The following is a 10,863-nucleotide window of genomic DNA, read 5'->3' as shown; positions in this document are numbered from 1 at the left end:
GAGGGTCAGATTTCGGACCATCCCCGCATGTGCGGGGAAAAACCTAACAGCACTCAGCAAGTTCGCGTTCTCACGGAGCTTATCCTTATGCGCTAGGCATGCGTAATTGATACCCTCCCAGGTTGTATACGTCAAGCAGAAAATGAAGCTAATCTGTAGCGATCTCAAGAAAATCATCTGCGTATTTGGATTTCGAGGATGGCGATGCTGGTGTTGAGCAGGCCTGCGTCTTCACATCCGACGCCCGTGACAAGATACGGGTCCGGCTTCCAGACTAGCAGTGGCCTTGCGCCGAACCCAGCAGTCCGCAAAGCTTGTGATCCCGTATGATAGCGATATCGACGGGTTGCGCTGCAAGGTGAGGGGTTGCGGGGTCATGGCCAGGATCATTCTGGCGCAGGTCTTCGGAAGCTTGGGACTTTTGAATGGCAGCGGCACAACGGTGGGCATCAGGGCATTGAGTTCGCTTAATGCGAAGGCGACGACCCAGCTGCCGAAGCCGCTTTCAGCTTTGCTGGTCTTTCTGCCTCTCCGCGGTAAGGTGCCGGCGTGGACGTTCCCGGCTCGCAGTGGCTTGTTGCCTGGCGCAACAGTCCGTCATGATGTTCTGCGAACGTCGTTCAGCCAAGCAGGAGAGAACCATGTCTGAAGAGGCCAGAGCCGGGAAGTTCCTCGCCCAACGGATGGGCGAGAAGCAAATCCACGAACTGATCGGCATCGCACGCGGGTTGTTGGCTGACGGTCAATTGAGCGATGGTGAGATCGAATTTCTGCGTCGCTGGCTTGCCGCAAACGATGGTGCGCGAGCGAACTCGCTCGTTGCGCAGCTTGTCAGCCGCCTTCACATCGCCCTCGCGGATGGCGTCATCGACGAGGACGAGCGGACGGACCTGTTCTGGGCCATGCAGGACTTGACGGCCAATGACTTCGAGCTTGGCGAGACCCTGAAAGCGACCACCCTGCCCCTGTGCAACCCGGCCGCCGAACTGGACTTCGCAGGCTCACGGATGTGCTTCACGGGAACCTTCACATTTGGAACACGCAAGGAGTGCGAAGCCGCGGCCTCGGCCATGGGTGCAATCTGCGGAGCGCTGACACAGAAGACCCGATACCTCGTCATCGGGGAATACGCGACGGACAGCTGGAAGCACTCGTCTTTCGGCAACAAGATCGTTCAGGCCGCAGAATGGCGCGCGGGCGGGCTCCCGATCAGGATCGTGTCCGAGCAGCATTGGCGGCAGTTCCTGGGGTAATGCACAGCGCGATTTGCCGAACTTGCCCTTGACCACCGAGACCACTGCCTTTCCGGAACAGCAGGCCACCGACGTCTTCATATCATCCTGAGCCAGGTGCCGGCTGACAGGACTGGAAGAACGCCTCGTGTGCCGAACGTCCTGGCTGATCAATCGGGGTTCTGGCTTCGCCTCTCAGAGGGTCTGCAGATCGACCGCGCTCGTCTTGCCGTTGCGGTTGGTTTCCAGTTCATAGGATACCTTCTGTCCGTCCGGAAGGGATTGCAGCCCGGCGCGCTGGACCGCGGTGATGTGGACGAACACGTCCCCGCCACCGGCATCCGGGGCGATGAAGCCATAGCCCTTCTCGGCACTGAACCATTTGACCGTCCCGCTCGCCATCGCGACCTCCCTGACTCATCATGCCTCTTGCGTGGCACGAGGTCCGGCTGTGCTGCAAGGGCTTTTGGTGGCGCCCGAGGGCCACGGTGCAGCATGACGTCATCATGGGCGCCTGTGCCTTTGACGACAAACAGGCGAAACCTGCCAAAGCGCCAGAGAAGGTCGCAGTCAGCGCCCGCGCCTTCTCGGCCATCGTGTTATTCAGCCGAGCCCGACCCGTCCGCGACGTCCTTCGGCATCTGGTTCGCCGCCGCCGCTGGAGCATTCTCCCTATCCGCAGCAGCCGCCACTTCCGCCGTTGCCTTTGGCCTCCGTCCCCGTGCGACCTTCACCTGTTCCGTGCCCGCCGCGGGCACGACCTTTGGCCTGCGGCCCCGGGTCGTGTTCGGCGCCTTTGCCAATACCTCAATCTCTGACTTTGCCGCACGACCGCGCTTGGCTTTCGGCGCATCGGCTTCCGCCTGATCCGCGCTCAGGCCTGGCTTGCGGCCCCGGCGAGCGGTGCTCTTGCCCGCCGGGGCAGAGGACTGCGCATCGTTTTCCGCAGCGATCTCTTGTTCAGCCTGTGCCCAATGAGCGGCATCCTTGCCATGCGGACGGCCAGCCTGCTCCCACAAAGCATGCGCCCGCTCCCGGACTTTCTGAAGGTGGTCTTCGTTCATGATGCGTCCTTCTCTTGCCAAAGCCTGTTCTGTGACGCCACTCGCCAAAACGCGGCCGGTGTAACACATGAGCCTCACCGTGGCACGAAGATGCAGACCTGCCAATGGATTGCCTGACGAAAGCCTTCCTGGAAACAGCGCTCCAGATTGCGTTGGCGCGCTGAGAGCCGGTCTCTTCCCCGTTTACCCTGTGGTCGACACCCGGAACTTGGTTGCCCCAACGTCAAGGACGCGCTAGGACCGCGCCAGCCATCATCATGCGAGGGCGCGCCACGAGGTGCGCGGAGGAGCTGATCTTGCTGGACATGACGACACTGCGCGCCGAACTGGCGGCGCATTACGACCTGGCGCCCTCGGTCGATCTGGCCCGGCTGATGGGCGACATCCACGCCCGGATGGACCGGGTCATGCCCTTTCCCCACTGGGCCATCGCCGCGCCCTATGTGGCCGCGATCAACCGGCTCAAGGCCGAACGCGACGCGGTGGTGCTGGCGCACAACTACATGACGCCCGACATCTATCACGGCATCGCCGACGTGGTGGGCGACAGCCTGCAAATGGCGATCGCGGCGACGCGCGTCAAGGCGCAGGTGATCGTGCAATGCGGCGTGCACTTCATGGCCGAAACCTCGAAGATCCTGAACCCGTCCAAGACCGTGCTGATGCCCGACATGGAGGCCGGATGTTCGCTGGCCGACAGCATCACGCCCGAGGGCATCGCGCAGATGCGCGCGCGCTATCCGGGGGCGCCGGTGGTCAGCTATGTCAACACATCGGCGGCGGTGAAGGCGGCCTCGGACATCTGCTGCACCTCGTCGAACGCCGCGCAGATCGTGGCGGCGCTGCCGGGCGACACGGTCATCATGACCCCCGACAAGTGGCTGGCCCAGAACGTTGCTCGGCAGGTCCCGCACAAGCGCATCGTCTGGTGGGAGGGGGCCTGCATCGTCCACAAACGGTTCACCCCGCAGGATCTGCGCGATTTCCGCGGCTGGTATCCCGACCTCAGGATCATCGCCCATCCCGAATGCCCGCCCGACGTCGTGGCCGAGGCCGACTTTGCCGGATCGACCGCCCATATCATCGACTGGGTGGGGCGCGAGCGGCCGCAGCGGGCCATGCTGGTCACCGAATGCTCGATGGCCTCGAACATCGCGGACGCCCACCCCGAGGTGGAGTTCCTGGGACCCTGCAACATGTGCCCCTACATGAAGAAGATCACGTTGGAAAAAGTGCTCTGGGCGCTGCACAGCATGACCGGCCAGGTCGAGGTTGACCTGGACATCGCCGCGCCCGCCCGGCTGGCGGTGCAGCGGATGATCGACCTGTCGCGGGCGCAGGCGGCCTGACGCGATGATCCGCACCGACCGGGTGGTGATCGTCGGCGCGGGGCTGGCCGCGCTGTATGCCGCGCTGATGCTGGCGCCGCGACCGGTGCTGATGATCTCGCCCGAACCGCTGGGCCAGGGGGCCAGTTCGTCCTGGGCGCAGGGGGGCGTCGCCGCTGCGATGGATCCGGCCGACAGCCCCGCCTGCCATGCGACCGACACCGAACGCGCGGGGGCGGGCACCGTGGATGCCGCCGTCGCCCGGCTGGTCGCGGCCGAGGCGCCGGACCATATCCGCCGTCTGGCCGCGCTCGGCGCCCGGTTCGATCACGACGCCCGGGGCAACCTCGCCCTCTCGCGCGAGGCCGCGCACAGCCTGGCGCGGGTGGTGCGGGTCACGGGCGATCAGGCGGGGGCCGAGATCATGCGCGCGCTGATCGCCGCCCTGCGCGCCGCGCCCTCGGTCCAGGTGACCGAGGGCTGGGTCGTCACCGACCTGCTGCGCGCGGACGGGGCCGTCTGCGGCGTGCGGCTGATGCGGGCGGCGGGCTCGGCCACGGTGGCGGTCGCGGCGCCGGCGGTGCTGATGGCGGGCGGCGAATCGGGCGGGCTATTCGCGCTCACCACCAACCCGCCCCGCGTCCGCGGCGAGGCGATCGGCCTGGCCGCCCGCGGCGGGGCGGTCATCGCGGACGCCGAATTCCTGCAGTTCCACCCCACCGCCATCGCCTGCGGCACCGACCCCATGCCGCTGGCGACCGAGGCGCTGCGCGGCGAGGGCGCGCGGCTGGTCAACGCCCTGGGCGAGCGCTTCATGACGGCGCTGCACCCCGCGGCCGACCTGGCGCCCCGCGACGTCGTGGCGCGCGGCGTCTATGCCGAAAGCCGGGCCGGCCGGGTCCCGGCGCTGGACTGCCGAGCCCTGCCCGACCTCTCCGGCCGGTTTCCCGCCGTCGCCGCGGCCTGCGCGCGCGCCGGGATCGATCCCGCCCGCCAGCCGATCCCGGTGGCGGCGGCGGCGCATTACCACATGGGCGGCATCGCCACCGATCTGGACGGGCGGACCAGCCTGCCGGGCCTGTGGGCCTGCGGCGAGGCGGCCTCGAACGGCCTGCTCGAGGCGCTTGTCTTTGCCCGCCGCGCCGCGCTGTCGATCGGCCCTTTAGGCCGGCAGGCGCCCGAGGTGACGCTGCCCGATCTGCCCCCGGATCCGGCCGCCCTGCCCGACCCGGCCCTGGTCGCGCGGCTGCGTGCGGCGATGACGGCGGGCGCGGGCGTGCTGCGCGATGCGGGCGGCCTGACCCGCGCCCTGCACGCCATCGCCGCCATCGCGGCGGCCCAGCCCGCCAGCCCGCAACTGGCCAGCATGACCGCGACCGCCACGCTGATCTGCACGTCGGCCCTGCTGCGGCGCGAAAGCCGCGGGGCGCACTGCCGCACCGATTTCCCCGACACGCTGCCCCCGGCTCGCCGCAGCCGCCCGACCCTGGCCGAGGCCGTGGCGCTGCGCCCCCTTCCAGAACCGGAGCCGACATGATCCCGCCCCTGCCCGACCTGATCCTGGAGCCCCTGGTCCGCGCCGCGCTGATCGAGGATCTGGGCGCGCATGGCGACATCACCACTCGCACGGTGATTCCCGCCGGCACCCGCGCTAGCGCCCGCCTGCGGGCGCGCGAGGCCGGCACGGCGTCGGGGATGCACCTGGCCGCGCTCGCCTTTCGGCTGGTCGATCCCGCCCTGCGCGTGGACATCCAGATCCCCGACGGGCAGGCCTTCGGCCCGGGCGACACGCTGGCCGTGATCGAGGGCGATGCCGCCGCGATCCTGTCGGCCGAACGTGTCGCGCTGAACTTTGCGGGCCGCCTGTCGGGTATCGCCACGCTGACCGCGGCTTTTGTCGCCCAGACCCAGGGCACCAGGGCCCGCATCACCTGCACGCGCAAGACCACGCCGGGCCTGCGGCTGGTCGAAAAGCAGGCGGTGCTGCATGGCGGCGGCTTCAACCATCGGGTGTCGCTGTCGGACGCGATCCTGATCAAGGACAACCACATCGCCGCAGGGGGCGGGATCCGCGCCGTCCTGCAGGCGGTCAAGGCCCGCGCCTCGCACATGATGCGGGTCGAGATCGAGGTGGACCGCCTCGACCAGCTGGCCGAGGTGCTGGACGAAGGGGGCGCCGATGTCGTGCTGCTCGACAACATGGACAGCCCGACCCTGCGGCAGGCGGTCGAGATGGCGCAGGGCCGGATCGTGCTGGAGGCATCGGGCAACATGCGCCTGTCCCGCATCGCCGAGGTCGCGGCGACGGGGGTGGACTACATCTCGGTCGGCGCGCTGACCCATTCAGCCCAAGTGCTGGATCTGGGCCTGGATTTTTGAAATGAACCTGGGAGTGCTGTCTCAGGATGACAGGTGAGCAAACCTGGCTGGCGGGCGCGGATCAGTGAATCAACCTCAGGTGCCGCAAAGGGCGGAGAGCTGCCTATTGGCGGTGCAGCACGACATCTGTAGCATTAAGCCGAAGCGGACGTTCGCCCAGCAGGGAACATCGTAGGTGCAGGATCAACGCAAAGCCGCAGAAACCGACGTTTGAGCCCAACAGAGACCTTCAGACAAGCCGCCGCATGGCAGCGTGTTTCGCGTCTGCAGCCCGATGGCTCGGTCCGAAAGTGCCGTTGTGAGCTGACAGTGCGCCGCAGCGCAGCGTTCCCATACCAGCCACCCAAGCATCCCGTTGCGATTTGCACTACTCCCCGGCCGCCGATGCGGGACTATGCTTCGGTCTGCCTCCTTTACAGGAACGGAACCAGTGGGCCGCTTCAGCGCTGATACTTGATAAAAGGCGTCACCTGGGCGATACGATCATAAAGCTGTCGTGCGGACGTATTGAACTCCTGCGTCAGCCAGTAGACCGAGGGCCTCCCATTGGCATCGGCTGCCTCGTATACTGCCTCGATCAGGGCACGCCCCGCTCCAGAGCCACGAGCTTCGGGAGCAACATAAAGGTCCTGAAGGTAACACACATCCTCGACCCGCCAGTTGTGCGGGTGAAGGATGGCATGAACGAGCCCGATGGCTCGCCCGTTGGACTCTGCAACAAAGGCAAATTGAGAGGGCACGGCAGGGTTCGTCAATCTGCTGAAAGTCGTCGAGTAGACCTCTTCCGACACGGCCGCGTTATAGAATTCCAGATATGCCTTCCATAACGCCCGCCATTCAGTCTTGTCGCGAGGGACCAGGGGGCGAACCTTGACTGACATGGGCTGTCATTCCTCGTGGCGACAAAGATGGTCATCGGGCAGCAGGACGCCCTAGCTTCAACTATTTTCGAGTGGAAAGGTAATCGAATTACGCACTGACTGCAAAGGAGTCGAGTATCGAGCCACAGCGCAGGATGGCCGGTCCGATCCTCCGTTCAAGTGCCACAACTCAGGCGGCCTGTGACGGGCGTCGTCGGCGACAGGCCTTGCAGGGAGCATAAAACATTGCCGCCCAATCCGACCTGTGCCACCACCGCTTCTTTTTGTTTTCTTCATCCTGGCGTGAAAATCCGCGACCCTTGGGGATTCTGGCCTTTCACAGCTGTTTCACGGCCCTCAGCTAAGACCAAAGTTGGGGAGATTCCCCCGATCAACGAGAATGCAGGGAGACGAAAGGAATATCTCATGGCAACTCTCTTTGGGACGAACAACAACGACACAATCCCCGGCACCGCGGCCGCCGACCTGATCTTCGGCTTCGGCGGCAATGACAGCCTTGGCGGTGCCGGTGGCACCGACACCATCAACGGCGGCACCGGCAACGACACCATCCGTTCCAGCGGCGCCGGCATCTATGACGGTCAGGATGGCAACGACTACGTCTATGCCGGCCTGGGCGTTGCGGAAACGCTGCGCGGTGGTGCTGGGGTCGACTGGCTCAACACCACGACCTTTAACGGCAACTACGCGATCAACCTGAGCACTGGCGTCACCACGCGCCGATCGCGATGGAGGAAAAGCTGCGCTTCGCCATCCGCGAAGGCGGCCGCACCGTCGGGGCCGGCGTGGTCTCCAAGATCATCAAGTGATCTGACGGCGCGACAACGTCCCGCCGCACCCGCCAAAGACCAAGGGCCGCTTCCGAAAGGAGGCGGCCTTTCGGTTGGGGGAGTTGCGAAAGGTTGCATTGACCCGGCCCCTGCCATGCCGCAGGATCGCGCTGTTGGAATTGCCGGATCAAGCCCATGTGCCAGATCTTCGCGGGGCAAGACCCCGACCGCTATGAAACCGTCACCCGCCGCCTGCGGCTGAACGGGCAATCGACCTCGATCCGTCTGGAACGGGCGTTCTGGCGGATCCTCGACGACATCGCCGCGCGGCAGGGGGTGACGACGCCCGCCTTCATCTCCAAGCTTCATGCCGAGGTTCTGGAACTGCACGGCGAGGCGCGCAACTTCACCTCGCTTCTGCGCTGTGCCTGCACGATTCACCTGGGCGAGGATCAGTTCACCCCCACCGCCATAGCCGCCGAATAAAGCGCGCTTGTAGTAATCCGTTACTACCCGGCCGGATTCGGCCGCCCTAGACTGGTTCCCAGGAAGACAAGAAGGGAACCCTATGGCGAAATATGTCCATTCCATGATCCGTGTCCTGGACGAGGCGCGCTCGGTCGAATTCTATGACCGCTGCTTCGGGCTGAAGGTGGCCGAACGCCTGGATTTCCCGGACTTCACGCTGGTCTATCTGGCGAATGGCGAAAGCGAGACGGAACTGGAACTGACCGTCAACAAGGGCCGGACCGAACCCTATGCCCTGGGCGACGGCTATGGGCACATCGCCTTTACCGTGGATGACGTGGACGCCCTGCACGCGAGACTGGAGGCCGAAGGCCTTGCCCCGCGCAAGCTGGTGGATTTCGCCCCGGGCGGCGAGGTGATCGCCCGGTTCTTCTTTATCGCCGATCCCGATGGCTATCAGATCGAGGTGATCCAGCGGGGCGGCCGTTACAAATAGCGCGCCATCGGGGGAGGGGAGACCCCCAAGGCGCGCAGGCAAGGGGAGGAGAGGATATGACCCGAATGAACAAGCAGGGGCTGACCCGCCGCGCGCTTTTGTCGCGTGCGGTGGCGGCCGGGGCGCTGGCCGTCGTAGGGCCGGGCTTCATCGCGGCGACCGACGCCGCCTGGGCTGTCGAGGTGACGGCGATCAGCGAACATCAGATGGCGACGCTGTTGCAGATGGCGCGCGACATCTATCCCCACGACCGGGTGGGCGACCGCTTCTATGCGGTGGCGATCAAGTCCTATGATATGACCGAGCAGAAGGAGATGGTGGCCGAGGGCATCGCCGCCTTGGACGAGGCGGCGAAGAAGGCCGGCTTCGACAACTATCTGGCGGCCGGGTGGGAGGATGATCGCGTGGCGATCCTGCGGTCCATCCAGGACACGTCCTTCTTCCAGACCGTCCGGGGCGGGCTGGTGACGGGGCTTTATAACCAGAAGGATATCTGGCCGATCTTCGGCTACGAGGGCGAGTCCTTCTCGCAGGGCGGTTACATCGACCGCGGCTTTGACGACATCGACTGGTTGTGAGGGGGCAGCTACCATGGCGAAGGCAGCGAAATTCGAACTGACCGACGACAGCGTGGTCGTCATCGTGGGCACCGGCGCGGGCGGCGGGGTGCTGGCCAACGAACTGGCGCAAAAGGGAGTCAAGGTCGTCGCGCTTGAAGCGGGCGGGCGCTATCTGCCCGAGGATTACGTCAACGACGAATGGGAAAGCTTCGGCCAGCTTGCCTGGACCGACCCGCGAACGACCAGCGGCGACTGGCGCGTGGCCAAGGATTTCAGCGGCTTGCCCGCCTGGATTGTCAAGGCGGTGGGCGGCACCAGCATCCATTGGGCGGGCGCATCCCTGCGGTTCCAGGACCATGAATGGAAGGCGCGCACCACCTATGGCGAGGTTCCGGGCGCAAGCCTGCTGGACTGGCCGCTGGATGCGGCCGAAATGGCCCCCTGGTATGACAAGGCCGAAGCCAAGCTGGGCGTGACCGGCGTCGGCGGACGGGCGCGCCTGCCGGGCAGCAACAACTACAAGGTCTTCGAAAAGGGCGCTTTGGCCGTCGGCTATAAGGAAGTTCATACAGGGAACATGGCGATCAACAGCGCCGATTATGACGGGCGGATGGCCTGCCAGCAGACGGGTTTCTGCTTTCAGGGCTGCAAGTGGGGGGCAAAGTGGTCCTCGGCCTATACCGACATTCCGAATGGCGAGGCGACCGGCAACCTCGAGGTCCGGGACCACGCCCATGTCGCGCGGGTCCTGCATGACGACAGCGGCAAGGTGACGGGGGTCGAGTATTTCGACAAGGACGGCAACCTGCAGATGCAGAAGGCGCGCATTGTCGGCGTGGCGGGCAACAGCTTCGAATCCCCGCGCCTGCTGTTGAATTCGCATTCGGCGATGTTCCCGGACGGGCTGGCCAACAGTTCGGGCCAGGTCGGGCGCAACTATATGCGCCACACCACCGGATCGGTTTACGCGACCTTTGAACAGCCGGTGCGGATGTGGCGCGGCACGACCATGGCGGGCATCATGCGCGACGAGGCCAGGCACGATCCGTCGCGCGGCTTTGTCGGCGGCTACGAACTTGAGACGCTGAGCCTGGGGCTGCCCTTCATGGCCGCCTTCCTGGATCCGGGCGGCTGGGGACGCGAATTCACGACCGCGCTTGACAGCTATGAAAACATGGCGGGCCTGTGGATCGTGGGCGAGGATATGCCCCAGGCCGACAACCGCGTCACCCTGGCGGATACCGAAGATGCGTTCGGCCTGAAGGTCGCGAATGTCAATTTCAGCGACCACCCGAACGACATCGCCATGCGCAACCATGCCTATGGACGGGGACAGGCGATCTACAAGGCGGTGGGGGCCACGCGGATCCTGCCGACGCCGCCCTATCCATCCACACACAACCTGGGGACCAACCGAATGTCGGAGCGCCCCGAGGATGGCGTGGTCGACCGCAACGGGCGGGCGCATGACGTGGCGAACCTGTTCGTGTCGGACGGCAGCCAGTTCACCACCGGGGCTGCGGAAAACCCGACGCTGACCATCGTCGCCCTGGCGATCCGGCAGGCCGATCACATCGCCAGGGAAATGGCGGCGGGCAACGTCTGACGAAACCGCCCGCTGGCAGGGGATTGCCAGCGGGTTTTCCGCCTGCATGATGGTCCTGCGCGACCGACAGGGGATGTGT

12 protein-coding genes and 2 pseudogenes are annotated in these 10,863 nt (G+C 65.5%); 11 read left to right on the top strand and 3 right to left on the bottom strand.

Going from position 1 to position 10,863, the window contains the following annotated elements; genetic code table 11:
• The first annotated feature begins 376 nt into the window (after positions 1 to 376).
• Positions 377 to 649: a hypothetical protein gene (locus Q5701_RS18480; protein WP_306752427.1), complete on the top strand. Its 273-nt coding sequence runs from the start codon at positions 377 to 379 to the stop codon at positions 647 to 649.
• The gene (locus Q5701_RS18475) at positions 642 to 1,253 is read left to right on the top strand and encodes a BRCT domain-containing protein (protein WP_306752426.1); all 612 of its coding nucleotides are present in this window, start codon (positions 642 to 644) and stop codon (positions 1,251 to 1,253) included. The genes Q5701_RS18480 and Q5701_RS18475 overlap by 8 nt, the downstream gene beginning before the upstream one ends.
• A gap of 174 nt (positions 1,254 to 1,427) precedes the next feature.
• Here the strand turns inward: Q5701_RS18475 and Q5701_RS18470 are convergent, their stop codons facing one another.
• Positions 1,428 to 1,634 carry a cold-shock protein gene (locus Q5701_RS18470; RefSeq protein WP_306752425.1) on the bottom strand — a complete coding sequence of 69 codons (207 nt, stop codon included), beginning with the start codon at positions 1,632 to 1,634 and terminating at the stop codon, positions 1,428 to 1,430.
• 197 nt (positions 1,635 to 1,831) lie between these two features.
• Complete coding sequence (locus Q5701_RS18465) at positions 1,832 to 2,296, bottom strand: DUF2934 domain-containing protein (RefSeq protein WP_306752424.1); 465 nt, start codon at positions 2,294 to 2,296, stop codon at positions 1,832 to 1,834.
• Positions 2,297 to 2,592: 296 nt separating this feature from the next.
• Here Q5701_RS18465 and nadA point away from each other — a divergent pair, with 296 nt between their 5' ends.
• Genes nadA through nadC form a run of 3 tightly spaced genes read left to right on the top strand, consistent with a single transcriptional unit; the run spans position 2,593 to position 6,003 of the window.
• Positions 2,593 to 3,645, top strand: coding sequence for a quinolinate synthase NadA (gene nadA, locus Q5701_RS18460; RefSeq protein ID WP_306752423.1), 1,053 nt, complete (start codon positions 2,593 to 2,595; stop codon positions 3,643 to 3,645).
• Positions 3,646 to 3,649: 4 nt separating this feature from the next.
• Entirely contained in the window at positions 3,650 to 5,161 is a 1,512-nt protein-coding gene (locus Q5701_RS18455; RefSeq protein ID WP_306752422.1) for an L-aspartate oxidase, read from the top strand.
• The gene (gene nadC, locus Q5701_RS18450; RefSeq protein ID WP_306752421.1) at positions 5,158 to 6,003 is read left to right on the top strand and encodes a carboxylating nicotinate-nucleotide diphosphorylase; all 846 of its coding nucleotides are present in this window, start codon (positions 5,158 to 5,160) and stop codon (positions 6,001 to 6,003) included. The genes Q5701_RS18455 and nadC overlap by 4 nt, the downstream gene beginning before the upstream one ends.
• Positions 6,004 to 6,443: 440 nt before the next feature.
• On the opposite strand, the gene Q5701_RS18445 is transcribed toward nadC, so the two are convergent.
• Positions 6,444 to 6,884, bottom strand: a complete 441-nt coding sequence (locus Q5701_RS18445) for a GNAT family N-acetyltransferase (RefSeq protein ID WP_306752420.1) — start codon at positions 6,882 to 6,884, stop codon at positions 6,444 to 6,446.
• Positions 6,885 to 7,289: 405 nt separating this feature from the next.
• Here Q5701_RS18445 and Q5701_RS18440 point away from each other — a divergent pair.
• The 6 genes and pseudogenes from Q5701_RS18440 to Q5701_RS18415 form a co-directional block, all read left to right on the top strand.
• A pseudogene (locus tag Q5701_RS18440) lies at positions 7,290 to 7,397 on the top strand (hypothetical protein); the annotation flags it as partial.
• A 203-nt stretch (positions 7,398 to 7,600) separates the two neighbouring features.
• Positions 7,601 to 7,693: pseudogene (locus tag Q5701_RS23150) on the top strand (EF-Tu C-terminal domain-related protein); the annotation flags it as partial.
• Between the two features lie 156 nt (positions 7,694 to 7,849).
• Complete coding sequence (locus Q5701_RS18430; RefSeq protein WP_234853863.1) at positions 7,850 to 8,140, top strand: ribbon-helix-helix domain-containing protein; 291 nt, start codon at positions 7,850 to 7,852, stop codon at positions 8,138 to 8,140.
• Between the two features lie 82 nt (positions 8,141 to 8,222).
• Entirely contained in the window at positions 8,223 to 8,618 is a 396-nt protein-coding gene (locus Q5701_RS18425; RefSeq protein WP_306752419.1) for a VOC family protein, read from the top strand.
• A gap of 56 nt (positions 8,619 to 8,674) precedes the next feature.
• Entirely contained in the window at positions 8,675 to 9,196 is a 522-nt protein-coding gene (locus Q5701_RS18420; protein WP_306752418.1) for a gluconate 2-dehydrogenase subunit 3 family protein, read from the top strand.
• A 13-nt stretch (positions 9,197 to 9,209) separates the two neighbouring features.
• Complete coding sequence (locus Q5701_RS18415) at positions 9,210 to 10,784, top strand: GMC family oxidoreductase (RefSeq protein WP_306752417.1); 1,575 nt, start codon at positions 9,210 to 9,212, stop codon at positions 10,782 to 10,784.
• The last annotated feature ends 79 nt before the right edge of the window (positions 10,785 to 10,863 follow it).

The organism is Paracoccus actinidiae (genome assembly GCF_030863885.1).
Taxonomy (GTDB): domain Bacteria; phylum Pseudomonadota; class Alphaproteobacteria; order Rhodobacterales; family Rhodobacteraceae; genus Paracoccus; species Paracoccus everestensis.
The sequence above is the reverse complement of the archived record's forward strand: the minus strand, read 5'-3'. Positions and strand labels throughout refer to the sequence as shown.